A 26801-nucleotide genomic window follows, 5' to 3' on the forward strand; every position below is an offset into this window, starting at 1 on the left:
TTGGTGCACTCGCCCGCCACGAAGTCGAAGTGCGGGGTGTGGCCGCGCACCACCGCGCCCAGGCAGATCACGGCGGCGTACTTGCCCGAGGCGGCCAGCTTCTTGGCGGCCAGGGGCATCTCGAAGGCTCCGGGCACGCGCACGATGGTCAGGTTCTCGCGCTCGGCGCCGTGGCGCAGCAGGTAGTCCACCGCGCCGCCCACCAGGCGGTCCACGATGGTGTCGTTGAAACGGGCGGCCAGGATGGCGAAGGAGAGGCCCTTGGCCGTCATCTGGCCTTCGACGGTGCGAATGTGGTGCATGGCTGTATCCTTACTTGTTCTCAAGGTTGTGCATGTGGCCCATCTTTTCTTTCTTGGTGAGCAGATAGTCGATGTTCTGCTCGCAGGCGTTCATCTCGATGGGCACGCGCTCCACCACTTCGAGGCCGTAGCCTTCGAGGCCGACGATCTTTTTCGGGTTGTTGGTCATGAGCCGCATCTTGGACACGCCCAGGGCGACCAGAATCTGGGCTCCGGTGCCGTATTCGCGCAGGTCGGCCTTGAATCCCAGGCGCAGGTTGGCGTCCACGGTGTCGAGGCCCTGCTCCTGGAGGGCGTAGGCCTTGATCTTGTTGGCCAGGCCGATGCCCCGGCCTTCCTGGCGCATATAAAGGATGACGCCCTTGCCCTCGGTCTCGATCATGCGCATGGCTTCGTGGAGCTGGTTGCCGCAGTCGCAGCGCAGCGACCCGAACACGTCGCCGGTCAGGCACTCGCTGTGCACGCGCACGAGCACGGGCTGGTCGGGATGGATGTCGCCCTTGACCAGGGCGATGTGGGTCTTGTTGTCCTCGCTGGCGGTGAAGGCCACGGCGCGGAAGGTGCCGAAGGCCGTGGGCAGGCCGGCCTCGGCCACCTTGGTCACGGCCAGGCGGCCGAACTTCAGGCGGTAGCGGATGAGGTCGGCCACGGTCGCGATCTTGATGCCGTGCTTCTCGGCGAATTCCACGAGGTCCGGCATGCGGGCCATGTTGCCGTCCTCGCGCATGATCTCGCAGATGACGGCGGCGGGCTTGAGCCCGGCCAGGCGCGCCAGGTCCACCGAGCCCTCGGTCTGGCCGGCGCGGTCGAGCACGCCGCCTTCCTTGGCCCGCAACGGAAAGATGTGCCCCGGGGTGACGAGGTCGTCCGGGGTCGCGCCGTCGGCCACGGCGGCCAGGATGGTGGTGGCGCGGTCGAAGGCGGAGATGCCCGTGGACACCCCTACCTTGGCCTCGATGGAGACGGTGAACCCGGTGCCGAAGGGGGACTTGTTGTCCGTGGTCATCATGGGCAGCTTGAGCTGGTCCACGATGTCCGGGGCAAGCGACAGGCAGATGAGTCCCCGGCCGTGGGTGGCCATGAAGTTGATGAGTTCCGGGGTGACCTTTTCGGCGGCGACGGTGAGGTCGCCTTCGTTTTCGCGGTCTTCGTCGTCGACGAGGATGACCATGCGTCCGGAACGGATTTCCTCGATGGCTTCCTCGATGGGGCTGATGCGCATAAGTGAATATCCCTCGTTTGGACGGCTCGTGTCGCATCCACGAGGTCCGTGCATGCGTAGCCTCGTGATAACACCTTTGAACAACTTACTTTTATCTTAAAAAATACTGACGTATTTTTTAAGGAAGCAACACTTGCTGCGGCCCTTGTGGAAAAGACCAAAGACCCGGGCGGACCGGGTCCAAGGGGGAAATAGTCTACGTCAGGGGGGTTGGCAAGACAAGGGCGCGAGGTTTCCCCGGCCGGGAGCCCCTCAGGCGGCCAGGGCCGCCCGAACGAATTCCGGCGGCGGCATCGTGGCCGCCGGCGCTACCGGATGAAGTAGCCGGCGGCGCGCCAGACGCCGTCGGGCTCGCGAGAAAAGGCGACCGTTTCGAAGGCTTCCTTCTTGTTGGAAAAGCCGGTGGCGAATTCCATGACCACGTAGGCCCCGTCCGGCGCGCCGGGCAGGCTCGGAAGGCTCTTGGCCTTGGTGACCTGCCGGGAAACGAGCGTTCCCAGGGGCTTGCGAAAGGCGGTCAGGGCCGTTTCCCAATCCTTTTGCGTGACCGTGCCCTTGAAGAAGGCCGAGGCCTCGGGCCAGCTCTTGGCATAGGCCCCGGCATCGATGCCGGCCAGCCAGGTTTTGGCCGCCTCCACGGCCGGCTTCTGGTCGTCGGCGATGGGCGCGGCCTCCTCGGCCAGGGCCAGGGCCGGCAGGAGCATCAGGACGCACAGCAGCACGGCGGACAGGATCTTCATGGAACCTCCGGAAAAGGCGGGTTTCCGGGATTATGCCCCGGCGGCCTTCGGCCGTCCAGGTCCGGGCCTTGCCCGCCAGGGCCGGTTGCGGGATGGTGGCCCATGGACCCGAATACCTCTCCCCCTGTCGCTTTTCTGCCCCCCGTGGACGTGCTGGTCCTCGGGGCCGGCCTGGCCGGGCTGCGGGCCGCCCTGGCCGCCCTGGAAGCCGCGCCCGGGGCGGCGGTGGCCGTGGCCGCGCCCCTGGCCGGGCCGTCCGGCTCGTCCTTCGTCAACCTAAACGGCCGGCTGGGCCTGCACGCCCCGGAAACCGACGCGGCGCGCGAGGCCTTTTGCCGCGAGGCCCTGGCCGTGGCCGGGCCGGGGCTGGTCGTGCCCGAACTGACGGCCGTGCTGGCCGCCGAGGCCTTGCCGCGCCGTCTCGAACTCGAGGCCCTGGGCGCGGCCTTCGATCGCGAACCGGACGGCCGGCTGCGCCTGTACGGTTCCTGCTTCAGCCCGGATTCGCGCCGCGCCGCCCTGCTCGTCGATCTGCCGGGCCTGCGGCGGCTCCTTTGGCGGCGCATCAAGGCGGCCGGCGGCCGCAGCCTTGCCGGGACGACCGCGCTTTCCCTGGCGCGCGAGCCTGGCGGGGCCGTCCTCGGGGCGCTTCTGGAGGACGCGTCGGGAAGCCTTCTTTTGCAGCCGGCCGGGGCGACGGTGGCGGCCATGGGCGGCACGGCCCCGCTTTTTCTCCGGCACCAGGCCGGCGGCGGCAACCCCGGCTTCGGCCACGGCCTGCTGGCCGAAGCCGGGGCGCGCCTGGCCAATGCCGAATACCTGCAATGGATGTGGGCGGGCCTGGCCGACCGCCGCTTCTGGCCGGTGTGGAGCCTGCTGGACGGCACGGCCGTGGCCGGCGCGCCCCTGCCCGGGGAGGTGGCCCGGGCCGCCGTCGGGAGGGAGGGGCATTGCCCCCTGGGCCACGGCCTGGAGGACGCCGCCCTGGACCTGTGGCTGGCGCAGCGGGCCGACGCGGACGGCGTCGTGGTCGTGACCCGGGGCGGGGAGCGCCTGGAGGTGGCGCTTTTTGCCCACGCCGCCAACGGCGGGGCGGTGGTCGACGCCCGGGGCCGCACGGACGTGCCGGCGCTTTTTGCCGCCGGCGAGTGCGCCACGGGCATGCACGGGGCCAACCGGATCGGCGGGGCCATGGTGGCGGCCTGCCTGGTGTTCGGGGCCAGAGCCGGGGAAACGGCCGCCCGCGAGGCTTGGCGGCCCGAAGCCCCGGCCCTGGCCCGGGGCTTGGCGGCCTGCCTGGAGGGGTTCGGACGCGACCGGGAAGAGGAGCGGGAGGTTGTTTCCTGGTTGGCCCGAACCTTGCAAAAGCATGCATCACCGCGTCGGAACCCTGACGCGACAGCCGTTTGGCGACTTCTCCGGCAACGCCTGGGGCAGACGCGGGACCGTCCGTCCCGGCTCAGGCTCGCCAGTCTGGCACGGTAAAGTTTTTCGCCGCGCGCGCCGATAATTGTTTTGACGGCGAACGGTCGGGAAGCGGCGCTTTCCGGGGCGAAGGCCGTGGAGTCGTGAGGCGGCGGGATTTTTGTCCATGGGTTGTGCTGGGGGAATGTCCCTGATAGGAACACGCATGTGCAACAAAATGATCGAGTTATGAGCAGTTTGCCGGCGCTTCCCCTGGCCACCCAGTATTTCGCCCCCAGCCGCGACGCCTGGGTGCTGGCCATCCTGGACGCCCTGCGCCACGACAGCGGGCTTTCCCAGCGCGACCTGGCCCGGCGCCTCGGTTTAAGCGGCGCGGTGGTCAACCAGCACCTGCGCGAACTCCAGGAGCGCGGGCTCATCCGCTTCGAAGCGCGAAACGGCAAGAGCTACCGCTACATCCCCACCCAGGAAGGCGAGGACGTCCACGCCGAAATGGCCCGGGGGTTTTCCAGCGAGGCCATCCGCATCTATTCCGCCCTCAAGCGCCAGGTGGGCGACCGCCTCAAGGAACTGGCGCATCGCGACATCGAACGCATCGCCCTGTTCGGCGCCTCGGAAACCTGCGAGGTCGCCCTGTCCGTTTTGGCGGCCATGCCGGTCAAGGTCGTGGCCATGGTGGACAACGACCCGGACAAGCAGGGCTCGATCTTTCACGGCTACGTCGTGTCTCCTCCGCATGTCCTCGAGATGGTGGATTGCCAGGCCGTACTCATCACGTCGTTCGGGCGGCGGGACGAGATTCGTCAACAACTAGAGCCCCTGTGTCGCGCCCGGGGGATGGAGATGGTGAGCCTATGAGCACTGAGCAAAGCATCCGCCTGGCTTCCGGCCGGCGTATCGGACACGGTGAACCCTGCTTTCTCGTCGCGGAAATAGGCAACAACCACCAGGGCGAGCTGGCCCGGGCCCGGGAAATGGTGCATGCCGCGGCCGAGGCCGGAGCCGACGCCGTCAAGTTCCAGAAGCGCGACATGGACGCCCTTTTCACCCAGGCCGGCCTGTCCGCCCCCTACGGCGGGGCCAACAGCTTCGGCCCCACCTACGGCGAGCACCGCCTGGCCCTGGAGCTTTCCCTGGACGACATGGCCGAGCTCAAGGCCCTGTCCGAATCCTTGGGGCTGGTCTTTTTCGCCTCGGCCTGGGACGCGGTCAGCGCCCGGGAGATGCTCGAACTCGGCATGGAGCTTTTCAAGGTCTGCTCGGCCGACGTGGTCAACATCCCCATGCTGCGCCTGGTCGGCGAGGCCGGCGTGCCGGTGGTCATGTCCACGGGCATGAGCCTCTGGCCGGACATCGACGTGGCCGTGGCCGAGATGCGCCGCTACCACGAACGCATCGTGCTCCTGCATTGCAACAGCTCCTACCCCTGCCCGGACGAACTGGTGGGGCTGCCGGTCATGCACGCCCTGGCCCGGCGCTACGGGCTGCCGGTCGGCTACTCCGGCCACGAGGCCGGCCTCGGGCCGAGCGTGGCCGCGGCCGTCCTCGGCGCCTGCGTGGTGGAGCGCCATTTCACCCTGGACCGCACCCAGCGCGGCACGGACCATCAGGCTTCCCTGGAGCCGGCCGCCTTCGCCGCCATGCGCTCCATGATCCGCGAGGCCGAGGCCGCCATGCTGCTCACCGAAAAGCAGCTTTGCCCGGCGGAACTGGCCTCGGCCGGCAAGCTGCGCAAGAGCATCGTCTTCGCCCGGGACCTGCCGGCCGGCCACGTGCTGACCCCGGCCGACGTCACGGTCAAATGCCCGGGCAACGGCATCTCGCCCGTGCATTGGGACGAGGTGCTCGGGGCGCGGCTGACCCGCAGCGTCGCCTGCGAGGAGCTCGTGGACTGGAACTCGCTGCTGCTTTCCGACCCGGCCGCCGAGGCCGCCGCCGTGCCGGGGACGCCCAAGGGCCGGCGGCGCAAGGAAGCGGCGGGCGAACGGTCCTGATGCCGGACGGCGGCGGGAAGATTCGGCGGCACGGGAACACGGCATGCGCATCGTGATGATCGCGGAGAACGATCCGGCCGGCGTGGGGTCGCTGCTGCGAAACGCCCTGCACCGCCATACGGACCACGTCTGCCGGCTGGTCACCACCCAGACGCGCTACACCCACGCCTGGGAAAAGGACCTGCACGTGCCGGACCTGGACGCGGCCGGCCGCGAGGAGCTGACGGCGGTCCTCGAATCCGCCGACATCCTGCATTTCCACATGCTCGCCGACGAGCACATGCCGCTCGGGGAGGTGACGGCCGCGCCGTTTCTTTCCGGCAAGGCCATCGTGCACCACCATCACGGGCACCACGTCTTTCGGGCCAATCCGGAGATGTTCCAGAAGAAGTACCGCGACCTCGGCCGGCGCAACCTGCTCGTGAGCACGCCGGATCTGCTTAAAAAACTCCCCGGCGCGCGCTGGCAGCCCAACCTCGTGCCGGAACACCTGCCCGCCTACAAGCCCGCGCCACGCCGGCCCGACGGCAAGGTGCGCCTGGCCCATTCGCCCACGCGCAAGGACCTCAAAAACACCGACGACCTGTTGGCCGTGTGCCGCGACCTCGCCCCGGCCCTGCCCATGCTCGAGCTCGAGCTCATCGACGACGTGCCCCACGTGGAGTGCCTGGCCCGCAAGCAGGCCTGCGACCTGGCCTTCGACCACATGCAGGGCTACTACGGCATGGCCTCCCTGGAGGCCCTGTCCCAGGGGCTGCCGACCATCGCCGGCCTCGACGACTGGAACATCGCGACCATCCGCGGCTACTTCTCCTGCGACGCCCTGCCCTGGGTGGTGGCCCGCGACCGCGAGGCCCTGGCCGCGGCCGTGCGCCGGCTGGTCCTCGACCCGCACGAGCGCGCCGCCCTCGGGGCGGCTTCCCGCCGGTTCATGGAAACCGTCTGGACCGAGGCGCGCCTGACCGCCGACCTGGTCCGCTTCTACGAAAATCTCGCCTGATCGCCGCCCTCCGCTTCGCTTTCCTCCTCCAACGCCAATGGCCGGAAGGCCAGCAGTGCGTCCGCGGCCACCACGTTGTCGAAGGCCATGAGCGACAAGGCGTAGCGGAACTCCCTGGCGCAGTCCGCGCCGAGGATCACCGCCTCCTGATGGAGCATCCAGTCGCCGACGGCCGCCAGCGCCAGGCCGCCGCCGGAGGGCATGGGCTCCTCGTAGCCCATGGCCTCGATGCCGCGAAAAAGCCAGTTCCAGCCCGGCCGCCATAGGGAGAGCAGCCGGCGCAGCCGCTTCTCCTCCGCCGCCGTGGCCAGCACGGGCACGGGACGGCCCTTGTCCGCCAGCAGGTGCAGCGTCGCGACGTTGCGGGCGAAGCGGGCGGCCTGGAAAAGCTCCTCGGCCAGGTTGGCGGCCAGGTCGAAGCGGCTTTCCTCGTTGACGGGGCGAAACCAGGGCAGGTTGGCGGCCACGTAGCGGAAGCAGGGGTGGTGCGTGACCTTTTCGCGGTCGGCCAGACGCATGCAGGCCATGAGGTCGCGGTCGCGGCGGGCTTCGTCCAGGCGACGGGCGTACTGGGCGCGCAGGGCGCGCAGGGAGACTTCTTCCTTGTCGGCGTCGGCGGCGTCGGCCTTGGCCAGGAAGGCGCTCTTGTCGAGGACCGGGGCGTCGAGGGCCGTTTCCATGGAGGTCGGCGCGAACAGGCCCGGATCGAGGAGGCTCGTGTCCGAAAGGTTGCCGAAGGCCGTGCCCTGGGCGGCCTGGATGGCCTGGGCGAAAAATTCGGCCTCGGCCGCCGTGGCGAAGTACTGCAGCGTGGTGCGCGCCTGCTTTCCGGCGGCGTCGGGAAGCAGCAACGTGCCGTCCGGGCCGCTGGCCAGCGGGGCGTGGTGGTCCGGCAGGGCCGCTTCCGGGCTCGCTGCGGCTTCGTTGTAGTAGACGTCCCGGCCAAGCAGACGCAGGTCGGCTCCGGCCAGAAGCACGCGCGGGGCGTGGAGCGCCTCGGCGCAGCCCAGGCAGGGCAAAAGCGAACTGAGCCACGATTCCCGGATGCGGGCTTTGTTGGGCAGGACGCCGAGGTTGAAGCTGTCGATGAAGAAGACCCGGCGAAAGTGCGCGGCGAAGGACTGGATCGGCGCCATGGACAGGGCCAGGAGCACGGATTCGGGAAAACGGTCGGAAGGATGGTGGAAATGCGTCTGGATGGGCACGGTGTCGAGTTGGAGCAGCACGTCCGGGTCGACGCCGTGGCGTCGCAGGAAAGGCAGCGCCCGGGAGATGGTCACCGTGAGGTGGCGACGGGCGAGTTCCTTGATGTGCGGCGCGAGCAGGGCCAGGGAAGGGCCGGGGAGCAGCAGCAGGCAGGGCAGCCCCACCTGCTGTTTTTCGAGCTTGTCCACCAGACTGTGGCGCAGGTGCAGGGGCGTGTTGCGCAGCATGTCGAGGTCGTGCAGGTATTCCGGCGGCGTGTCCTGGGGCCGCAGGCCCAGCGGGTCGGGCACCCGGGTGGTCAGGGCCGGCATGTATACGTATTTCGTGAAGAGCAGGGCCAGGAGCTTTTGGGCCTGGAGCGTTTCGGCCGGCCGGGCGGCATGCTCCCGGGAGGCGGTCGCCACCACGAGTCCCCCGGACATGCGCGCCGGATCGAGGGCGGCCAGTTCCCGAAGGACCTGGTCCGTGACGGTTTCGGCCACGTAGACGAGGGCATCGTCGCGCTGGGGCAAGCGGTCGGGCCGGCCGAGGCAGACCAGGAATTCTTCCGTCAATTCGGGAACGACATCGGTGACGGCCGTGAACACGGGAACGGGCATGGGGGCATCCTTGTCCTGAAATGTGGCGGCACGATAGGGCGCTTGCCGCCGTGCCGCAAGCCTGCCCGCCGTGGCCAGGGGCGGGGCTCAGCAGGCGGCCGCGCCCAGGGGGGCGCGCCGGTCGCGCACCACGGAATTGCCGGGCCGCGCCTTGGCCAGCTTTTTCACCGAGGCCACGCGGTGGCTCAGGTCCTCGAAGGTGACGCTCGCCTCGAACAGGCATTCCAGGATGCCGATGGACAGGGTGATGAGCGGAAATTCCCGCTGCCGGCCCTCGCGGTCCTTGCCCCGGATGGAGCCGCGCTCGCGGTCCTCGGGGGTGTACAGGGAGGGGACCTCGGCCGCGAACAGGGCCACGGTGGTCCCGGCGATGGCGTCGGCGGCCTCGGGCGCGGCGATGACCACGAAGTCGTCCCCGCCCACGTGGCCGATGAAGTCCCCGGGCGCGCCCTCCTTGGCCACGGCCTCGCGCAGGGACCGGGCCGTGAGCAGGATGACCCGGTCGCCCTGGCTGAAGCCGTACACGTCATTGTAGACCTTGAAGTTGTCCAGGTCCACGTACATCAGGCACGAGGCCTGCCGCTCCCGGTCGCGGCGGGAGAATTCCCGCTCGATGGCCACGTTGCCGGGCAGGCCGGTCAGGGGGTTGGACCCCTTGGCCAGCTCCACCTGCACCTTGGCCAGGGTGTCGAGCATCTTCTGCACGGACACGGTGCCGGCCAGCAGCCCGTCGCGGGTGACCACGATGTCGTCGTAGATCTTGGCCGGGGCGCGGTTCATGGCTTGGCGCGCCGCCTCCTCGATGGGCGTGTCGTGCTCCACGCACAGGGGACTCGCGTCCATGAGCCGGGTCACGCGCTTCCTGTGGTAGAGGTCCACGCCGAACTTGGAGCTCAGGGCCTTGTCCAGGTTGTAGTTCATGACCAGGCCCGCCGGCGCGTCGCCTTCCACCACCACCGCCGAGCACATGACCGGCTTGTCGGCCAGCATCTCCTTGAGTTCGCCGATGCTGCGCCCGGTGTCCACGGCCAGGCAGGGCTCGATGAGGTCGCCCACGGGCGAGGCGCACTTCCAGTCGCCGGCCGCCACCTGGCCGTAGCCGGCCTTGGGCGGCATGACCCGGCCGCCCTCGGGCTTGGGGAAAGCCGGTACGCCCAGGTGGTAGCCCTGGCCGGCGTGCACGCCCATGGACACGAGGGAGGTGAGCGCCAGCTCCGATTCCACGCCTTCGGCGATGACCTTGGCCCCGATCTTGTCGGCCACCAGCACCAGCGTCTCGATCATGACCCGCTTGAAGGGGTTGTTGGCCACGTCGCGGGTGAGCGCCAGGTCGGCCTTGAAGAAGTCCGGGCGCAGCCTGGCCAGGAGCATCATGTTGGAATGGCCCGCGCCCACGTCGTCGATGGCGATGAGAAATCCCCTGGAGCGGTAGTCGTCCAGGCGCTCGGGCAGGGCGGCCAGTTCGCCGGGGCTCAAACGTTCGGAAAATTCCAGCACCACCTGGCCCGGGGCCAGCCCGTGCGCCTCTACCAGGCGGGAGAAGGCCCCGGCCTGGCTGTCGCGGGCGCACAGGCAGGCCGGTCCGACGTTGAGGAAGAGCTTCTGGCGCGGGGAAAGCCCGCCCACGCCGGCCAGGGCCAGCTGCCACAGGCCCAGCTCGACCTCCAGGGCCTTGTCCGAGGAGCCGATCATCTCGAACAGGCGCAGCGCGTCCTGGATGGGGATGCCCGAAGGGCTGCGGGCGTAGGCTTCCCAGCCGAGGACCACGCCCGTGGCCAGGTCGGCGATGGGCTGGTAGACCACGCCGGCCAGTCCCTTGGCGAAAAGGCTGGCCAGTTCCGCCCGGGACGGGACGGCGGCGGCGTCGATGCTCTGGCGCGAGAGGCGCTTGGCCTTGCACACCGCCCCGAAGAGCGCTTCGGCGGCGGGCAGGTCCCCGTTCCGCTCCAGGCAGGCGAAGCCGACGCGCAGGTCCAGGTCGCCGCCGGCCGTGCGGCCCGGCCCCTCGGCCACGGCCCGCAGCACGGCCGCCCGGTAGGCCAGGTACCAGTAGAAGAGCTCGCTCTGGTCGTCGGTTTCGTGCTCGAAGACGAAGACCGCTTCCCCGGGCGAGGCTTCCTGGATGAACAGCAGGTCGCAGCCCGGGAAGCCCTGGGCGAAACGCTCCACGGCCGCGTCCAGGCAGGCGCGCAGGCAGGCCCGGCCCGCCTCCACGCCGATGCCGGCGAACTTCAGGTGAAATTCCGCCGCCTCGAAGGTCAGGATGGCCAGGCGATCGTCCCGGGTCACGGGAGCGGCGTCGAGCAGCGACGCCACGTGGGGCCGTCCCCGACCGGCCTTGCCGGCCAGGACCCTGTTTTGCTCCAGCATGTGCTTGAACATGATGGAGGACGTGATGCGCGTCGGTTCCATGCCGCCTCCGCGAAGCCCGAGGCTCGGGCCCGCGCTTGGCAGTCAAGCCCAGGGGCCGGCTTTTCTCCCGACGGTCGGGGAACGGAACGGTGACGTTTGCTTGACGATTGCGTGTCGCGGCGGCGGCGCTCAGCCGGCGGCCAGGGTCGCGCCCGCGGTCGTTGCGCCGGAGACGCCCGGCCAGGTGGCCACCGGGATGACCCCGAAGGAGCGGATGGTGCCCGTGTCCGCGTAGAGATACTGGAGCGTCTGGATGTCGAGCACCGAGAAGGTCGCCTTGTAGGTGTCGGTCTCGTTGTAGGACATGACCGTGAAGTCGGTGTTGTCCAGGACCGCCGGCAGGGTCCGGGTGTAGGCCGTGTCGTCGAGGCCCAGGGTGTGGCCGGTCTCGTGCAGGATGGTCTCGTAGCCGAGCGTCCCGGGCAGGGGGTTGGAGAGCGCCTCGCCGTATTCCGCGTTGTCGAGGTAGACGTAGTCCTGGCGGTCGATGACGGTCTGGCCGTCGGCGTTCTTGGAATACGTCGCCCCGGTCATGGTGACGGCCATGACGTCGGGATCGGTCAGGTCGGCCGTGCCGAAGGCGACGTCCGCGGTCAGGGGGTCGGCCGTTTCCACCATGTTGAGGCCGGTCAGGGGCTGGGAGGTGGCGTAGATCAGGCGCACGGCCGCCTGCTGGGTGGCGTTTAGCGGCGCGAAGTCGTTGATGGGCTCCTCGTTGTCCGCCGGAACCAGGGGCGTGGTCATGAAGGCGTAGGTGACGGTGAGGCCCGGGGAGGGCGTTTCCTCGGTCCACAGGGGCAGGCCTTCATAGACCAGGGAGTCGATGAGCAGGTTGCCGCTTTCGCCGGCGTAGACCGTCGAGGAGATGCCTTGGGCCATGTCGCGCCTTCCGTGGTTGGATTTTCACCGTAACGACTACGACCTTTCGCCGTCGCCCACAAGAGGGCGGAGATCATTTCCCAGTAGGCACGAACACGCCGTCCCAGTCCTCGGGCGGGGGCGCGGCCAGGAAGCGCCGGCAGCGCCCGGCCAGGACCCGCGAGGGGGGATCGACGCCACGGGCCGCGTCGGCGGCCAGAAAACCGGCCAGGGCCGCCTCGAAGCGCCGGGCGTCGTAGTCCTCGCGGGCGGCGGCGAAAAGCGCCGCCCAGTCGGGCAGGGGCGCGCCGGCCGGGCCCAGGGGCTCGAAGACCTCCACCGCCGCCGCCCGGCCGGCCACGCGCACCAGGTCCACGCGCCGGCGGGGAAAGCCGCCGCCCGCCGCTTCGATCGCGGCCGCGCTGGCCAGCACCGTGGTCCCGTACTGCTTGTTGAGGGATTCCAGGCGCGAGGCCAGGTTCACCGTGTCGCCGAGGATGGTGTAGTTGAAGCGCTCGCGCGAGCCCACGTTGCCGACCACGGCCGGGCCCCGGTGCAGGCCGATGCGGGCGCGAAGGGGCGGCAGGCCCCGGGCGGCGAAGGTCTCGGCCAGTCCGGCCAGGGCCGCTTCCATGGCCAGGGCCGCGCCCAGGGCCTTGGCCGCCTGGGCCTCGTCGGGCAGCGGCGCGCCCCAGAAGGCCATGACCGCGTCGCCGATGAACTTGTCCAGGGTGCCGCCGGCGGCCAGGATGACGTCCGTGGCCGGGGTGAACCAGGCATTGAGTACGCCGATGAGTTCCTTGGGCGAGAGCGTCTCGGAAAAGCTGGTGAACCCGGCCAAGTCGGAAAAAAGCACCGTGACCACGGCCTCCTCGCCGCCAAGCTCCAGCCGCTCGGGCCGGCGCACCAGATCGCGCACCACCACGGGCGAGAGGTAGCGGGAGAAGGCCCGGGCCAGGAAGCGCTTCTCCCGCGATTCCACCAGTCCCCGGTAGAGCGTGGCCGCCGCGCCGCAGGCGACGAGCCCGCCCGCGAGCAGCGTCGGCGGCAGCCAGAAGAAGCGCCGGACGAACAGCCCGGCCGAGAGCGCGAGCAGTCCGGCGGCCAGGCCCACGGCCCCGGCCGCCGCCGCGGCGGGGCGCAGGCGGAAGAAAAGCGCCCCGGCCAGGGGCAGGACGAGGCCCAGGCGCGACAGGGCGGCCAGGGGCGGCCATTCGCCTCCCGGGCCGCCGCCGAGGAGCGTGGCCAGGATGGCGGCGTGGACCTCCGGGCCGAAGGCCGGGAGGCCCGTGGCCCGGGTGAAGGGCGTGGCGAAGGCGTCGGCCTGCCCCAGCGGCGCGGCCGAGGCGGCCATGGCCCGGCCGACCACCACGACACGCCCCCGGATGCGCCCCTCGGGCAGGGGATGGTCCGGGTCCAGGACGTCGACGTAGGAGACCGTGTCGATGGTGCGCGGCGGGCCGGGGTAGTCGATGAGCCCGGCCGCGTCCGGCGCGTCGCTCCGCCCGGAAACCAGGGCGGCCGCCGCCCCGGCCAGGGTGGGCAGGCCGGCCAGGCGGCCGGAGAAGCGGCGCACGGCCCCGTCCGGGTCGGGCGTCAGCACGGCCAGCCCCGTTCCGGCGGCGGCCCGGGCGAAAAGCGGCAGGGGATCGATGCGCACCTGCCGGGCGAAGGCCGGGTCGTCCACGGTTTCCAGGGCGCTGGCCAGCACGACCCGTCCGGAGGCTTCCAGGGCGGCTTCCAGGGCCGCGTCGTCGGCCGGGGTCGAGGGCTCGGCGAAGACCATGTCCAGGACCACGGCCCGGGCTCCGGCCCGGGTCAGCCGGTCCAGGAGCCGGGCGTGCAGCCGCCTGGGCCAGGGCCAGGGCAGGCCGATCTCCTGGAAGGAGGGCTCGTCCACGGCCACCACCAGGATGTCCGCCGGGGGGCGGTCACGGGCGCGCAGCAGCCAGGCCGCGTCCAGGGCCATGTCCTCCAGGGAGCGCCCCTGGGGTGTGCCGCCGGCCAGGACGGCCAACCCCCACAGGCTGGCTCCGACCGCGACGCCCAGAAGCGCCGCCCGCAGCCGCTGCCCCTTCTCCCCTGCCGATTCGCCGGCCATGTCCGCTCCTTGCGCCGCAGGAGCGCGTCTAGGTTGTGGCGACATAATATTTGAGCCAGACAGTTAATATCGCCCCATGCAGAAACGACGAGGTCGCGATGGCTAGTCTGTCGTATCAGGTTGTAATTTGGTTAGGTAAATTTTATGTTTTTCATTTTGTCAAATATTGAGAAACAATTCTGTAAGTATTTCCATCATATTCTTTTCAGCAGTTCGAGTTTCAGAGTTAACAGTATCCACCCGCCGTCGCGTATCTGTCTGGCTCAAATGAAGGGACTCTAGGTATTGCAAGCTTTTTCTAGTCCTAGTTGCGATGCTTGCGTCATGTCTTTAATGGCAAGGTCGTTTTTGTTGGTAATGTGATAGCAAGCGCCTCGCGCAAATTAATTTTCCGCAAAAGAAGGATTTTCGCTTATGGCAAGAGTTAGTTGCTGAATGGCGTCATCATGCCGCTTGTTTTTGATGCTGTCATACGCAGGATTGTAATAAAATGATGAATTTTCAGTATTCATTTGGCAAGCTCATTTTTGTTGTTTTGATTTTCCGATAGGCCGTCAGTTTGGCTGTTGGCATTGCATTTTACTTGACAAGAAAAAGAGCATGAATCCGAACAAATGTCGGCACATTCTAAAAATACCAGCCCAGCTTGAACACGATCTGGCGGTCGGGATAGAAGGCGTCCAGGGCCACGGCCTCGCGCTGGTAGGTGAAGCGCGTGCCGGTGAGGTTGGTTCCGGTCACGGAGGCGAAGCCGCGCTTGCCCGGGAACTGGTAGGAGAGCTGGGCGCTCAGCAGGCCGAAGAGCGTTTCCGTGCGCCGTTCGCCATAGACGTTCCTATAGCGGTCGTCGAAGTAGTACTGGTGGACGGCCGTGCCGGAGATGCCCGCGCCCAGGCCCGACTCGTGGAGGTAATTGAGCGCCAGCACGCCGTCGGCCTCGAAGAAGTCGTTTTCGGGATAGCGCCGGGCCGTGACCTCCGTGGGCAGGAGCCGCTTGGCCACGCCGAAGGCCGAAAGCCCCAGGGACGGGGTCAGGATGCGGTTGACGCCGAGGGTGGCCATGTACCGGCTGACGGTCACGTCCACCTCCCGGTTGCCGCTGGCGTAGGGGTCGTACTGGGGATTGACGACGTTGTGGTAGGTGAGCTTGGCCACGGTGAAGGTGTCGGCGTCCCATTGGGCTTCCCAGCCGGCCCCGAGTTCCGTGACCGTGGAGCCGTCGTCGGCGTTGAGCCGGCCGGGAAAGCCGGCGACTTCCGAGGGCTGGATCACGGACTGAAAGAGCGTGTGGGTGTTCAGGTAGCGCTGGAAGGCCAGGCGCAGGGTGTGGTCTGCGGCGACCTGCCAGTCGAGGCCCAGGCGGGGGCTCACGAGCTCCCTGTGGATGGGGTCGGGCCAGCCGTACCGGGGCGAGTCCACGGCGTCGTAGCCGAGGCCGATCTCCGCGATCAGGCCCGGGGCCAGCTTCCAGTAGTCCATGGCGTAGACGCTGCCGGAGCGGTTGGCCGGGTTGTAGTGGTAGCGGTTGGCGGCGTCCTCGGCGATCTGGCCGTAATAGGCGAAGATGTCCCGGGATTTGCGCAGGTAGTCCAGCTCGCCGGTGAAGTAGTCGCCGCCGGCCAGGAGGGTGTGGTCGCCGAGCACGAGCTGCTGCTGGGCCTGGAAGCTCGAGAACTGCTGCCGGGTGCGCCGGTACTGGGCGTAGGACTCCACCAGGGGCGCGTCGCCGCCCTCGGGCGTGGCGTAGGAATAGCTGCGGTCCTTCCAGTCCCAGAGGTTGTTCGCCGTGGCGGCGTAGCCGATGAAGGTCGCGCCCGGGCCGAAGCGGCGCACGTAGCCCAGCTCGGCGGTCTTGTAGTCGAAGAACTGCCGCTGGTCGGGCGAATTGGCGTAACGCCAGTCGTTGAGGCTCGTGTTGTCGCCGGCCCAGGTGTTGTTGGAGGTGACCGCGGCCAGCACCGCGTCGCGCACGGTGGGTTCCCACTTGAGCTGGCCGAAGCCGTAGAGCGAACGGGAGCCGCTGTTTTTCTCCCGCATGCCCTCGTCGGCGTTCCAGGAACCGTAGACGTCTCCGGCCACGCCCGGCACGCCGCCGTAGGCCTCGGCCGAGGCGGACCAGACGGGCTTGCCGTTGCTCCAGAACCCGGCGCTGCCCACGGTCTGCAGCCGCAGGTAGGGCATCTCGAACATGGGCGTGTAGTCGTTGTAGAGGGTGAAGCTGTTCTGGTTGGCCGGGGAGAGCAGGCGGTAGAGGAGCAGTTCCGTGCCCGAGGCCCCGGTGCGCTGGCGGGTGGCCATGTAGGCGTTGCTCATGAACAGGTGGGCCGAGGGGTTCAGCGGATCGTTTTTGACCGCCGTAACGGCTTTCGAATAGGCCCAGTCGCCAAGGCCGAGCAGGATGAAGGAGCGGGCCAGGTCGACGTTGCGCACGGCCAGGTCGCGGTCGAGCGTCAGGCGCGAGCGGAAGACGGCCTGGTTGCCGTTTTTGGCGATGGAGGCGTTTATTTCCCGCACCGCCTCGCCTGGACGGTTGAGGTCGGTGAGCGCGATGCCCTTGTAGAGGTGCGGCGTGGGGTCGCGCGGGTCGAGGCGCGCGGCGTAGTCGTAGGTGGCCAGGGCCTTTTCGAAGTCGCGGTTCTGGTAGAGCGCCTTGCCGAGCGACGACTGGAGAAGCGACAGGCGCGGGGAAAGGAGCGTGGCCGCGAGCATGCGTTCGAGCCCGAGGGCCTTTTTGCCCCGGGAAAAGGCCACGTAGCCCAGTCCCAGCCAGGCGTCGCCCAGGCCCCGGTCGCGCTCCCGGGCTTTTTCGAAGAACGTCTCGGCCTGGGCGAAGTCGCGAAAGCCCAGGCGCACGAACCCGGCCGTGGCCAGGACCACGGCCTCGTCCGGGGCGGCGGCCAGGGCCTTGTCGATGGTGCGCCGGGCCGCTTCCAGCTCGTCGGACCCGAGCTCGATGCGGGCCAGGTACACGGCGGCGGCCACGAAGGCGGGATCGAGGGCCAGGGCCCTGACGAAGCGGGCCTTGGCTCCGGGCAGGTCGAAGCCGGCCATGGCGGCCAGGCCGGCCGTGACTTGCGCCAGGGCGCTGTCCGGGGCCTTTTCCGCCAGGGCGTCGGCCGTCTTCGCGGCGTCCTGGCGGCGGTTCTCGAAAAGGGCGATCTGGGCGGCCAGGGCCTGGGCGGGCAGGCTGCCGGGGTCGCGCGAAAGGGCCTGGTCCAGCCAGCGCCGGGCCGCGCCCGGCTCGCCGGCCATGAGCGCCACGTAGGCCCCGGCGCAAAGCGCCGGGGCGTCGGCCGCGCCGGGGTCGAGGTCCCGGCGCAGGGCGGCGAAGGCCCCGGACACGTCGCCCGCCCCGGCAGCCTCCAGGGCCTGCCGGGCCAGCCGGTCGGCCTGGCCGCTTCCCGCGCCGGCGAGGAGCGTGGCCGGGTCGGCCACGGCCGGATAGTACAGGGTCCACTGGACGGCGTTTTCCGGATTGACCAGCACCTGCTTGGTCGGGGCCTGGCCCGGCCGGGCCGAGCCCATCTCCCCGGCGGCCAGGGCCAGTTCGCCCTGGAGGTTGAAGAGCGTGAGCGCCCCGCCGAGAAGGGCCACGGAGGTGTAGCCGTCGGAGGCCACGCGCAGCACGAACTCCGTGCCGCGAATGGCGGCGGTCAGGGCCGGGGTGGCCATCTCGAACCGGAAGCGTTCGGCTTCGTTTTTGAGCCAGACCTCGCCTTGGGGCACCTCGTAGAAGCTGGCTTCCCGGCCGCCGGCCGCCCTGGCCGGCACGAACCCGCCCCCGGCCAGCCGGGCCGAGGCGGCGGCGGACTTGAGCACCAGCACGGTGTTTTCGTTGAGCTTGATCTGCGATTCGTCGGCGCAAAGGATGGCCGCCCGGGAGGCCTGGCCGGTCTGGAGGGCGTCGCCGGGATACAGGTCGCTGCCCGGGGCGGCCTCGCGCCAGTCCGAAGAGCCGGCCGGACGCAGGCGCACCTGCCCCCGCGCGTCGATGAGCCGGCCCACCGGGTCCGGCGCGGCCAGGGCGGCCAGGGGAACCAGCGTAAGGAGCACTGCGACGAGAAGGAGGCTGCGGGCGACGGGACTGCGGCGCATGACGGCCCTCCGACGACGGGTATGGTGCAACGGCAAGGCGTGGCCGAAGCCTAGCCGATGCGCCGGAGGAAATCCACGCTCGCGGCAAGAAAAATCAATAAGGATTCTTTTGTATCCAGAATTGATACATTTCCAGGAACGTATCTTGGTGTTCCGTTTCGTAGTCGTGCCAGTGGCCGAGGTCCGTGGCGGCCGGATCGTCCGGAAAACGGCGCATGTAATCGGCCAGCGTTTCCGGTTCGATGTCGAAGCCAAGAAAGGTCAGCCCGTGTCGCGCCAGGAAATCCGCAATGTCCGGCAATGTGACGGTATGCTCGCTGACGTGGAAGAACAGGTCGCGGCAGCCGCTTATGGTGAAGACGTCCTGCATGAGCAGGCGGCGCAACGGATCGCCCTGGGGAAGCGACAGCAACTCCTGGCGGCAGCGGCGCAGGGAGGGCGTGGTCGGGGCGTAGCCCCGCATCTGGAGTAGCACCCTGGCCCGGGGGATGTCGCGCCGGGCCAGGGCGCTGTAAAAGCCCAGTCGCATGACGCCGCCCGGGCGCAACAGTCCGGCGAGGGTGCGCCAGCCGGCGTGTGGGTCGGCCAGGTGGTGCAGCACGCCCGAGGACTCGATCAGGTCGAAACGGCGGTCGAGGGACCCGAGGGCCAGGATGTCGGCCTGGGCGAAGCGGATGTTGGCCGCCCCGGCCTCGGCGGCCTTGCGCTTGGCGTAGGCCAGGCTCGCCAGGCTCAAGTCCACGGCCAGCACCTCGGCCCCGCGAAAGCGCCGGGCCGTTTCCAGGGTGTGGCGGCCCGAGCCGCAGCCGGCCACCAGCACGTCGAGCCGGCCGGACCCGCCGCGGGGCGCGAGAGGCGCGCGGGGAAAACGGCGGCGCAGGAAGCCGTCGAGGCCCTGGGGCGCGTCGGCCGGCGCGGTGCGGGTCCAGCGCGGGTAGGGGTGCTCCTCGTACTGGCGGCGCACGCGCAGCGACACCTCGTCCTCGATGGGGGTGAGCCGGGGCATGGTCCGGCGAAGGGCCCGCTCGGCCAGGACCTCGCGCACCTGCACGGCCAGCACGTGGCGGGCGGCCGGCGGCCAGGGGGCCTCGGCCAGGGCGGACGCGTCCGGCAGGTCAGCCAGGGGCAGGTAGGCGGCCGCGGCCAGCAGGGAAAGGACGGACGTCCCGGCCTCGCCGAGCCCGGCGGCCAGGGCCGCCGCCCGCCGTTCCTCGTCATCGGTCGCGGCGAAGGCGTATTCGTTGACGTGGCACTGCACGGCCAGGGCGGCGAAAAAGCGCAGGGCGTCGGGATCGGCCGTCACGCCCGCGTCCCCGGCCTCGGCCAGGGCGAGCAGCGCCCGGCGGGCCAGGGTGCACAGCCGCTCCAGGGGCACGGCGCAGACCGGCCCGGATTCGAGCAAGGCGGTCAAAAGTTGTTGCGCGCCAAGGGGAGCCGGCCCGGCCGGCCCGAAGAGCGTCGCCGCGTCGATGTCCGCCGGCCAGGCGGCCACGGCCCTGTCCAGGCAGGGGCCGACCACGGGGTCGCTCTCCAGGACCAGGGCGGCCGTGGCCGCCAGCCGCTCCGGGCGGTCCCAGGGTTCGGCCAGGGCTCGGGTCAGGTGCCCGGCGAGACCGCCGGCCAAGGCCCGCGCCGGCAGGCGCGTGGCGCAGGCCACGAAAAGCCGCTTGGCTTCGACCCCGTCGTCCAGGGCCAGGGAGCGCTCCACCAGGGCCATGGCCTCGGCCGGATCGGCGTTTCGGGCCAGCAGGCAGCGGGCCACGAGGTCCAGGGCCTGCGGCAGGCCCGGGGCCGCCGCCAGGGCCTGGCGGGCTTCGGCCTCGGCCTCGCCCGAACGGCCGAGGTCGGCCAGGACGATGCCCCGGTTGACGCGGGCGAAGGCGTAGTCCGGGGCCAGGGCCAGCGCCCTGGCGTAGCTGCCGAGAGCCTCTTCCTGTCGGCCCAGGTCCCGCAGGGCGTTGCCCCGGTTGTACAGGGCCTTGGCGTGGTCCGGGCACAGGGCCAGGGCCGTGTCGTAGCTTTCAAGCGCTTCCTCCGGCCGGCCCAGGGCCTCCAGCGCCCCGCCCCGGTTGGTCAGGGCCGGCAGGCAGCTCGGGGAAAGTTCCAGGGCCCGGTCGTAGCAGGCCAGGGCCGCCTGTGGGTCGCCGGTCTCGGCCAGGGCCAGGCCGTGGTTGACCTGCACTTCGGCCGCCCGGGGCGCGAGCCGCGCCGCCAGGGCCAGGTGCGGCAGGGCCTCCCCGGCCAGGCCGCGCCCCAGGAGCAGCGACCCGAGCACCGCATGGCCGAAGGCTTCCCCGGGATGCGTCCCGGCCCAGTCCCGGGCCCTGTCCTCGGCCTCCCGGTCGCGGCCGGCGCGCACGAGAGCGACGATGGCCTCTTTGGGGTCGCCGGAAAGGTCCGTGTCCGCCGTTTCGGGATGTGCGCGCATGGCTGCCGTCCTGGCTGAGGGATTGGGGAGATTACGGTCACGGTTATCAGAAGTCGCGTGCCGAACCAAGGCGTTTTCCGTTTCCCCGGATCGGGGCTTTACGCGTGAAGGGGAGTGGGCTACCCAGGGAAATGGGGTGTGGTCGGCGCTGGCTGGTCTGGCGCGCCGTCGCGGTCCTTTGGGCCCGCCGTGCGGCCGGGCGGCGTTTTCCGAAGCGCAAGGGGCTACGAGGTTTGAAACCCATACAGGAGGAAACAGGCATGGCGGTTTTCCACTGCAAAAACGCGGACGACGTCCTGCGGGCCGTCAAGGACTACAACGTCTCCTTCATTCAGTTCTGGTTCATCGACGTGCTCGGGGTGCTCAAAAGCTTCCAGATCACCCCCCGGGAGCTCGAGAACGCCTTCGAGGAGGGCATGGGCTTCGACGGCTCCTCCATCACCGGGTTCACCAAGATCCAGGAATCGGACATGGTGGCCTTTCCCGACCCCTCCACCTTCCAGTTGGTGGCCTGGCGGCCCTCCGACCGTCCGGTGGCCAGGCTTTTTTGCGACGTGAAGAATCCCGACGGCACGCCGTTCGCGGCCGACTCCCGCTACGTGCTCAAGCGCATGCTCAAAAAGGCCGCCGACCTGGGATTCACCTACTACGTCGGCCCGGAGCTGGAATTTTTCCTGTTCGCCAATTCCTCCCAGCCGCAGATCCTCGACCGCGGCGGCTATTTCGACGCCCCGCCCCGCGATCTCGCCAACGACGTGCGCCGCGACATCAACTTCGCCCTGGAATCCATGGGCGTGGCCGTGGAATACAGCCACCACGAGGTGGCGCCCAGCCAGCACGAGATCGACCTGCGCTACCAGGAAGGCCTGATCATGGCCGACTACGCCCAGACCTACCGGGTGGTGGTCAAGGAGATCGCCCGCAAGCACGGCTGCTACGCCACCTTCATGCCCAAGCCCCTGTTCGGGGAGAACGGCTCGGGCATGCACTGCCACCAGTCGCTGTTCCGGGGCTCGAAAAACGCCTTCTACGACGCCTCCGACACCTACCACCTCTCGAGCGAGGCCAAGAGCTACATCGCCGGACTTCTGCGCCACGCCCCGGAATTCGCCCTGGTCACCAACCAGTGGGTCAACTCCTACAAGCGGCTGGTGCCGGGCTACGAGGCCCCGGTCTACATCGCCTGGGCCCGGCGCAACCGGTCGTCGCTGGTGCGGGTGCCCATGTACAAGCCCGGCAAGGAGGCGGCCACCCGCATCGAGCTGCGCAGCCCCGACCCGGCCTGCAACCTGTACCTGTGCTTCGCGGCCATGCTCGGCGCGGGGCTCAAGGGCATCGAGGAAGGCTACGAGTTGGCCCCGCCCATCGAGGAGAACATCTTCAAGATGACCGACGCCGAGATGGCCGAGAAGGGCATCGCCTCCCTGCCCGGCAGCCTGAGCGAGGCCGTGGACAATCTGGAGAAAAGCGAGCTCATGCGCGAGATCCTGGGCGACCACCTGCACACGGCCCTGCTCGACAACAAGAAGGCCGAATGGGACGCCTACCGCACGCAAGTCACGGAATGGGAGATCGAGCGCTACCTGCCGATCCTGTAGCCGCCCGCGAGGCGTTTTCCGGGGGGCCGTCCTTGGGCGGCCCCTTGCCTGTTTCAAGGAGCCCGTCATGACCGACGAAGCCTGTGCCTGCGGCTCGGGCCGGCCCTATGCCGCCTGTTGCGGCCCGTACCTCGACCGGGGTCTGGCCGCGCCCATGGCCGAAGCCCTCATGCGCTCGCGCTACACGGCCTACGCGCGCGGCGACTTCGCCTACCTCAAGAGAACGCTTTGGCCGCGCCGGCGCGACGCCTTCGACCTCGTGGCCGCCCGGGCCTTTTGCGCCGACGTCGTCTGGAAGGGCCTGACCGTGCTGGCCGCCACGGACGGCGGCCCGGACGACGAGACCGGGGTGGTGGCGTTCGTGGCCGCCTACGAAAAGGCCGGCGAACCCCAGGAACTCCACGAAGTCAGCCGCTTCAGGAAAAAGGCCGGGTGCTGGTACTACGTGGACGGCGCTCCCGGCGGTGGGGCCACGGAGGAAGGAGGGCAGGAGTCGCCTCCGCCCGGGCCCGGGACGCGGGCGAAAGCGGCGGGTCGCAACAGCCCCTGTCCCTGCGGCAGCGGCAGGAAATACAAACGCTGCTGCGGGGCCTGACCCATGCCCGGCCCGTCGCTTCGCGCCGCTTCATGCTGACCACCGCCGCGCTGACCTTCGCCCAGTCGCGCCTGGCCGGGCTTTTGCGCCCGGGCGACGTGACCGTGGACGCCACGGCGGGCAACGGCCACGACGCGTTGTTCCTGGCCCGCCGCACGGCCCCGGGCGGGGTGGTGCACTGTTTCGACGTCCAGGCCGAGGCCCTGGAACGCACCAACCGGCTACTGGCCGGGGCGGGACTGGCCGGGGCGGCGAGGCTTCACGCCGTGGGCCACGAGGGCCTTGGCCAGGCGCTGCCGGCCGGGGACCACGGCCGGGTGCGGGCCGTGGTCTTCAACCTGGGCTTTCGCCCGGGCGGGGACCGTTCGGTCGTCACCCGCCCGGACACCACCCTGGCCGCCCTCGACGCCGCCCTGGCGGTCCTGGCCCCGGACGGGCTGGCGGCCGTGGTCTGCTACACGGGCCATGAAGGCGGCCCCGAGGAGGCCGCGGCCGTGGACGCCTTCTGCCGGGGGCTCGATTTCGCCGCCTGGCGCGCGGCCCGCTACGAGCTCGTCAACAAGCCCGGCGACCCCATCGTCGCCTATCTGGTGGAGGGGACGGCGGCGAGGACGCCAGCCTGTCGTCCGGAGTCCGGCGCGGGATGAAGGCGGCGGAGTCCTGCTCGGCCGCCCGCGGCCGTTTTTCCCTTACTTCTCCGCGATGGCGGCCTTGGCCTGCCGCTCCACGGCTTCGCTGATCCAGGTGTTGAGGCTTTTACCCTCGGCCCTGGCCGCCGTCGCGGCCAGCCGGTGCAGGTCCGGGCCGAGGCGAAGCCCGATTTTCCCCGAATACGGTTTTTCCGGCGACACGCCGTCCTCGGCGCACATGCCCAGGTAGTCCTCGATCCCGGCGGCCAGGCTGGCCCGCAAGGCTTCGATGGAAGCTCCCGAGAAATGGATCATGTCGCGCATGCCGATGACATGCCCGTGAAAGGCCTCGTCGCCGGGGGCATAGTCGAAAATCCCCACGTATCCTTTGTAGCTCAGCGCATTCATGGCGTTATCCCCACGCTCTCCAGAAAGAGCCGCACCGATTTCACCGCGCCCTTGCCCGTCGTCTTTTCGGGGTGCGGCTCGTGAAACATCGCCCGCACGCCGTTGAGGCGCACCCGTATACGGGAGCCGTCTCCTTGCCGCACCTCGGCTCCGGGGGCTTTGAACAAGGCGAGGATGTCGCGCCAATACGGGCCGGAACGTACCGGGTCGGCGAAGATGGCCTCCAGCGTCCTGGCCTGTTTGGCGTTCATGCGTCAATAGGAGTATTGCTTGGTATCATGTCAAGCCAGGCGAATGGAGCGTTCGGGAAGGCCGGGCATGGAATTCCCCGACTCAAGACCGAACCCTCCGAAAAACACAGACCCCCGCCGGGGATGCGGGGGCCTGCTTAAGGAGGGAGGAGAGAGTCTGTCTTCGGGGCGCTCGGGCGTGGTGCACGCCCGGTTCGCCTCGGACGGCGTCCCGGTCAGAGGGGTGTCCAGTCGCCGTCGAGTATGAAGTAACAATGGATCATGGAGGGCGAATGGCCTGTGCATGAACTTTGAGTAGGCTTGCAAAAGGAAGCCCCCGCCGTGGGGAGGCGGGGGCTTCGTGTGAGGAGGGAGAGGCTGCCACGGCTTGGGCGGGAGGGGGGGGACGCCCGCCATGGTGTTTCGCGGCAATGAACGACGGCGCTGGCCGGAGAGGGGAAGCCGTTTGCGCCGTCGAGGACAACCTAGGCCCGGCCCATGGACCCGGCATGGCTGAAACATGAATTCTGGTTAGGAATCGACCCGCCCGGAAGCGGCGCCTCGGCCAAACGAAAGCCCCCGCCGGGGAGCGGGGGCTTTCGTAAGGAGGGGAGAGCGACCATGGGCCATTGCGGAAGGGAGGGGCCAACCGCCTGGCACGGCAAAACAGAGGGTTTGTTTTGGGCTACTCGGGGCCGGCGGGGCGAACTCGCCAACACCGACGACTATCGGATAGAATGCCGGGATGGAGGGGAGATTACCGTCACATGAACGAAAGTTCATCTTTCCGTGGCGGCATCCCGCCCGGCTACTTCCCGGCCCGGGGGAAGGCCACGGTGACGCGAAGGCCCGGAGCGTTGTCCGACAGGGTGAGGGTGGCCCGGTGCAGCCCGGCCACGGCCGCCACCAGCGACAATCCCAGGCCGCTGCCCGGGGTGTTGCGGCTCGATTCCAGGCGGGCGAAGCGCTCGAGCACGAGTTCCCGGTGCTCGGCCGGCACGCCCGGCCCGGTGTCGGCCACGGTGAGTTCCGGCCCGCCGGGGGCGGAGCTCACCATAAGGGAGACCGAGCCGCCGGACGGGGTGTACTTCACGGCGTTGTCCAGGAGGTTGGCCAGGGCCTGGGAGAGCAGGTGGCGGTTGCCGGCCACGGTCACGCCCGGGGCCAGGGACAGGTGCAGGGCCAGGCCCTTTTCCTCGGCCAGGGGGTCGTAGAGTTCGGCCGCGTCGGCGGCCAGGCTGGCCAGGTCGATGTCCGTGAAGTCCTGGCGGCGGGCTCCGGATTCGGCCTGGGCGATGGTGAGCAGGGCGTTGAAGGTCATGAGCAGGTTGTCGATCTCGGTGACGGTCGCCTCGAGCACGGCCTGGTACTCCTCGGGCGTGCGGCTCTTGGCCAGGGAAATCTCGAGCCCGGCCCGGATGCGGTTGAGGGGGCCGCGCAGGTCGTGGGCGATGTTGTTGGACACCTGCTTGACCCCGTCCATGAGCTTGGTGATCTGGTCCAGCATGGCGTTTAAGTTTCCGGCCAGGCGGTCGAACTCGTCCCCCGCCCCCCGGCTGGGGATGCGCCGCGTCAGGTCGCCGGCCATGATCTCCCGGCTGGCCTTGTTGATGACGTCGATGCGCTTGAGCATCCAGCGGCTGGTCAGCAGGCCCCCCACGCCGCCGAGCACCAGCGTGAGCCCCAGGCCCCAGATGAGGGCGTCCATGATGAGCCGGTCCATCTTGAGGCGCTGGGACACGTCGCGCCCCACCACCAGGTGGAAGTTGCCGGGCAAAAGGAAGTAGCGCATGCGCACGCGCCGGGGCTCGAAATTTTCCGTGTCCTCCAGGGTGGCGTCGAACCAGCCCGAACCCGTGTCCTTGAACTTGGGCCACTCGGGCAGGTTGCCGGCCAGGGGGTTGAACTTCCAGTCCGTGAGCAGGTAGACGCTCGACCCGGCCTTGTCCTTGGCCACCCGGGACTTGATGACGCGAATCAGGCCCGTGAGCCCGAGCTGGCTGTACTGCTCGGCCAGGCCCTGGATCTCGGCGTTTATGGTCTCGTCGGTCTGGCGTTCCATGAAGCCGGCGGTGGAGGTGTAGATGAACCACAAAAGCACCAGCACCGACAGGCCGAAGGCGGCCATGTGGATGATGGACAGGCGAAGCGTGGAAGAACGCAGGAGCTTAGTTGGAATCACGCAGGCTGTATCCCGCGCCCCGGATGGTGGCGAGCAGGGGTTTGTCGTGGCCCTTGTCGATCTTCTGGCGCAGCCGGCTGATGTGCACGTCGATGACGTTGGTCTGGGGGTCGAAGGAGTAGTCCCAGACGTTTTCCAGCAGCATGGTCCGGGTGACCACGTGCCCGGCATGGCGCATGAGGTATTCGAGCAGGGCGAATTCCTTGGGCTTGAGTTCGATGGGCTTGCCGGCGCGCTTGACCGTGCGCGCCACCAGGTCCATCTCCAGGTCCGCCACCTTCAGGGTGGTGTCCGGCGGGTCGGCCCGGCCCCGACGCAGCAGGGCCTCCAGGCGGGCCAGGAGCTCGGCGAAGGCGTAGGGCTTGACCAGGTAGTCGTCGCCCCCGGCCCGCAGCCCCTTGACCCGGTCGTCCACGTCGCCGAGCGCCGAAAGAATGAGCACCGGGGCGTGGTTGCCGGCCGTGCGCATGGTGCGCACGATGGTGAGCCCGTCCACGCTCGGCAGCATGCGGTCCACGATGACCGCGTCGTAGCTTTCCGCCGCCACCCGGTACAGAGCCTCGCGGCCGTCGGCCACGTGGTCGGCGACGTAGCCGGATTCCTTGAGCCCCTTGACCATGTAGGCGGCGGCTTCCAGGTCGTCCTCGACGATCAAAAGGCGCATGCCGGCCTCCTTTGACGCCGCTTCGGGCGGATGCGGGCCCTAGGGTCGCGTTCCCGAAATTCGAGCAAACGAATTTTGAGAGCAATATTTTGTAATAAGTGTTTTTCGCTAAC

20 protein-coding genes are annotated in these 26801 nt (G+C 69.2%); 7 read left to right on the forward strand and 13 right to left on the reverse strand.

Annotated elements, in window-relative coordinates:
- From ribH to Q1K70_RS21285, 3 genes are all read right to left on the reverse strand, one after another.
- A partial coding sequence (ribH, locus tag Q1K70_RS21275; RefSeq protein ID WP_300164477.1) for a 6,7-dimethyl-8-ribityllumazine synthase occupies positions 1–302 on the reverse strand: 302 nt, incomplete at its 3' end.
- A gap of 10 nt (positions 303–312) precedes the next feature.
- The gene (locus Q1K70_RS21280) at positions 313–1524 is read right to left on the reverse strand and encodes a bifunctional 3,4-dihydroxy-2-butanone-4-phosphate synthase/GTP cyclohydrolase II (protein ID WP_300164480.1); all 1212 of its coding nucleotides are present in this window, start codon (positions 1522–1524) and stop codon (positions 313–315) included.
- Positions 1525–1832: 308 nt separating this feature from the next.
- Positions 1833–2264, reverse strand: a complete 432-nt coding sequence (locus Q1K70_RS21285) for a DUF4019 domain-containing protein (protein WP_300164483.1) — start codon at positions 2262–2264, stop codon at positions 1833–1835.
- Positions 2265–2366: 102 nt separating this feature from the next.
- Here Q1K70_RS21285 and Q1K70_RS21290 point away from each other — a divergent pair, with 102 nt between their 5' ends.
- The 4 genes from Q1K70_RS21290 (at position 2367) to Q1K70_RS21305 (ending at position 6683) form a co-directional block, all read left to right on the forward strand.
- The gene (locus Q1K70_RS21290) at positions 2367–3749 is read left to right on the forward strand and encodes an FAD-binding protein (protein ID WP_300164486.1); all 1383 of its coding nucleotides are present in this window, start codon (positions 2367–2369) and stop codon (positions 3747–3749) included.
- A gap of 168 nt (positions 3750–3917) precedes the next feature.
- Positions 3918–4547, forward strand: a complete 630-nt coding sequence (locus Q1K70_RS21295; RefSeq protein ID WP_300164489.1) for a winged helix-turn-helix transcriptional regulator — start codon at positions 3918–3920, stop codon at positions 4545–4547.
- Positions 4544–5683: an N-acetylneuraminate synthase family protein gene (locus Q1K70_RS21300; protein WP_300164492.1), complete on the forward strand. Its 1140-nt coding sequence runs from the start codon at positions 4544–4546 to the stop codon at positions 5681–5683. The genes Q1K70_RS21295 and Q1K70_RS21300 overlap by 4 nt, the downstream gene beginning before the upstream one ends.
- Before the next feature lie 43 nt (positions 5684–5726).
- The gene (locus tag Q1K70_RS21305) at positions 5727–6683 is read left to right on the forward strand and encodes a glycosyltransferase family 1 protein (RefSeq protein ID WP_300164495.1); all 957 of its coding nucleotides are present in this window, start codon (positions 5727–5729) and stop codon (positions 6681–6683) included.
- Here Q1K70_RS21305 and Q1K70_RS21310 read toward each other — a convergent pair.
- The 6 genes from Q1K70_RS21310 to Q1K70_RS21335 form a co-directional block, all read right to left on the reverse strand.
- On the reverse strand, positions 6665–8488 hold the full coding sequence (locus tag Q1K70_RS21310) for a 6-hydroxymethylpterin diphosphokinase MptE-like protein (protein WP_300164498.1): 1824 nt from the start codon (positions 8486–8488) through the stop codon (positions 6665–6667). The two genes, Q1K70_RS21305 and Q1K70_RS21310, sit on opposite strands and share 19 nt — an antisense overlap.
- Positions 8489–8575: 87 nt before the next feature.
- Positions 8576–10900 (reverse strand): bifunctional diguanylate cyclase/phosphodiesterase, encoded by a 2325-nt coding sequence (locus Q1K70_RS21315; RefSeq protein WP_300164501.1) that lies wholly within the window; start codon positions 10898–10900, stop codon positions 8576–8578.
- A 129-nt stretch (positions 10901–11029) separates the two neighbouring features.
- Positions 11030–11779, reverse strand: a complete 750-nt coding sequence (locus Q1K70_RS21320) for a hypothetical protein (protein ID WP_300164505.1) — start codon at positions 11777–11779, stop codon at positions 11030–11032.
- 73 nt (positions 11780–11852) lie between these two features.
- Complete coding sequence (locus Q1K70_RS21325; protein ID WP_300164508.1) at positions 11853–13859, reverse strand: adenylate/guanylate cyclase domain-containing protein; 2007 nt, start codon at positions 13857–13859, stop codon at positions 11853–11855.
- A 627-nt stretch (positions 13860–14486) separates the two neighbouring features.
- A complete protein-coding gene (locus Q1K70_RS21330) occupies positions 14487–17954 on the reverse strand; it encodes a tetratricopeptide repeat protein (protein ID WP_300164511.1) in 3468 nt (1155 codons plus the stop codon).
- Between the two features lie 94 nt (positions 17955–18048).
- Positions 18049–20382 (reverse strand): tetratricopeptide repeat protein, encoded by a 2334-nt coding sequence (locus Q1K70_RS21335; protein ID WP_300164514.1) that lies wholly within the window; start codon positions 20380–20382, stop codon positions 18049–18051.
- A 260-nt stretch (positions 20383–20642) separates the two neighbouring features.
- Between Q1K70_RS21335 and Q1K70_RS21340 the strand changes: the two genes are divergently transcribed.
- From Q1K70_RS21340 to Q1K70_RS21350, 3 genes are all read left to right on the forward strand, one after another.
- Positions 20643–21980: a glutamine synthetase family protein gene (locus Q1K70_RS21340; protein ID WP_300164517.1), complete on the forward strand. Its 1338-nt coding sequence runs from the start codon at positions 20643–20645 to the stop codon at positions 21978–21980.
- Positions 21981–22047: 67 nt separating this feature from the next.
- Positions 22048–22575 carry a YchJ family metal-binding protein gene (locus tag Q1K70_RS21345; protein WP_300164520.1) on the forward strand — a complete coding sequence of 176 codons (528 nt, stop codon included), beginning with the start codon at positions 22048–22050 and terminating at the stop codon, positions 22573–22575.
- A gap of 32 nt (positions 22576–22607) precedes the next feature.
- Positions 22608–23222 carry a class I SAM-dependent methyltransferase gene (locus Q1K70_RS21350; protein ID WP_300164523.1) on the forward strand — a complete coding sequence of 205 codons (615 nt, stop codon included), beginning with the start codon at positions 22608–22610 and terminating at the stop codon, positions 23220–23222.
- Between the two features lie 42 nt (positions 23223–23264).
- On the opposite strand, the gene Q1K70_RS21355 is transcribed toward Q1K70_RS21350, so the two are convergent.
- The 4 genes from Q1K70_RS21355 to Q1K70_RS21370 all read right to left on the reverse strand — a co-directional run bounded on the left by Q1K70_RS21355 (position 23265) and on the right by Q1K70_RS21370 (position 26688).
- Positions 23265–23612, reverse strand: coding sequence for a type II toxin-antitoxin system HicB family antitoxin (locus Q1K70_RS21355; RefSeq protein ID WP_300164526.1), 348 nt, complete (start codon positions 23610–23612; stop codon positions 23265–23267).
- Complete coding sequence (locus Q1K70_RS21360; RefSeq protein ID WP_300164528.1) at positions 23609–23863, reverse strand: type II toxin-antitoxin system HicA family toxin; 255 nt, start codon at positions 23861–23863, stop codon at positions 23609–23611. The genes Q1K70_RS21355 and Q1K70_RS21360 overlap by 4 nt, the downstream gene beginning before the upstream one ends.
- Positions 23864–24650: 787 nt before the next feature.
- Entirely contained in the window at positions 24651–26024 is a 1374-nt protein-coding gene (locus tag Q1K70_RS21365) for a HAMP domain-containing sensor histidine kinase (protein ID WP_300164531.1), read from the reverse strand.
- Positions 26011–26688 carry a response regulator transcription factor gene (locus tag Q1K70_RS21370; protein WP_300164534.1) on the reverse strand — a complete coding sequence of 226 codons (678 nt, stop codon included), beginning with the start codon at positions 26686–26688 and terminating at the stop codon, positions 26011–26013. The genes Q1K70_RS21365 and Q1K70_RS21370 overlap by 14 nt, the downstream gene beginning before the upstream one ends.
- Between the last annotated feature and the right edge of the window lie 113 nt (positions 26689–26801).

This window comes from Solidesulfovibrio sp., assembly GCF_029978005.1.
In the GTDB taxonomy this organism is placed as follows: Bacteria; Desulfobacterota; Desulfovibrionia; order Desulfovibrionales; family Desulfovibrionaceae; genus Solidesulfovibrio.

Bases quoted from the DNA above. Each gene is read 5' to 3' on its own strand.
- Q1K70_RS21280 (WP_300164480.1), bottom strand. From the start codon at position 1,524: ATGCGCATCAGCCCCATCGAGGAAGCCATCGAGGAAATCCGTTCCGGA.
- Q1K70_RS21285 (WP_300164483.1), bottom strand. From the start codon at position 2,264: ATGAAGATCCTGTCCGCCGTGCTGCTGTGCGTCCTGATGCTCCTGCCG.
- Q1K70_RS21290 (WP_300164486.1), top strand. From the start codon at position 2,367: ATGGACCCGAATACCTCTCCCCCTGTCGCTTTTCTGCCCCCCGTGGAC.
- Q1K70_RS21295 (WP_300164489.1), top strand. From the start codon at position 3,918: ATGAGCAGTTTGCCGGCGCTTCCCCTGGCCACCCAGTATTTCGCCCCC.
- Q1K70_RS21300 (WP_300164492.1), top strand. From the start codon at position 4,544: ATGAGCACTGAGCAAAGCATCCGCCTGGCTTCCGGCCGGCGTATCGGA.
- Q1K70_RS21305 (WP_300164495.1), top strand. From the start codon at position 5,727: ATGCGCATCGTGATGATCGCGGAGAACGATCCGGCCGGCGTGGGGTCG.
- Q1K70_RS21310 (WP_300164498.1), bottom strand. From the start codon at position 8,488: ATGCCCGTTCCCGTGTTCACGGCCGTCACCGATGTCGTTCCCGAATTG.
- Q1K70_RS21315 (WP_300164501.1), bottom strand. From the start codon at position 10,900: ATGGAACCGACGCGCATCACGTCCTCCATCATGTTCAAGCACATGCTG.
- Q1K70_RS21320 (WP_300164505.1), bottom strand. From the start codon at position 11,779: ATGGCCCAAGGCATCTCCTCGACGGTCTACGCCGGCGAAAGCGGCAAC.
- Q1K70_RS21325 (WP_300164508.1), bottom strand. From the start codon at position 13,859: ATGGCCGGCGAATCGGCAGGGGAGAAGGGGCAGCGGCTGCGGGCGGCG.
- Q1K70_RS21330 (WP_300164511.1), bottom strand. From the start codon at position 17,954: ATGCGCCGCAGTCCCGTCGCCCGCAGCCTCCTTCTCGTCGCAGTGCTC.
- Q1K70_RS21335 (WP_300164514.1), bottom strand. From the start codon at position 20,382: ATGCGCGCACATCCCGAAACGGCGGACACGGACCTTTCCGGCGACCCC.
- Q1K70_RS21340 (WP_300164517.1), top strand. From the start codon at position 20,643: ATGGCGGTTTTCCACTGCAAAAACGCGGACGACGTCCTGCGGGCCGTC.
- Q1K70_RS21345 (WP_300164520.1), top strand. From the start codon at position 22,048: ATGACCGACGAAGCCTGTGCCTGCGGCTCGGGCCGGCCCTATGCCGCC.
- Q1K70_RS21350 (WP_300164523.1), top strand. From the start codon at position 22,608: ATGCTGACCACCGCCGCGCTGACCTTCGCCCAGTCGCGCCTGGCCGGG.
- Q1K70_RS21355 (WP_300164526.1), bottom strand. From the start codon at position 23,612: ATGAATGCGCTGAGCTACAAAGGATACGTGGGGATTTTCGACTATGCC.
- Q1K70_RS21360 (WP_300164528.1), bottom strand. From the start codon at position 23,863: ATGAACGCCAAACAGGCCAGGACGCTGGAGGCCATCTTCGCCGACCCG.
- Q1K70_RS21370 (WP_300164534.1), bottom strand. From the start codon at position 26,688: ATGCGCCTTTTGATCGTCGAGGACGACCTGGAAGCCGCCGCCTACATG.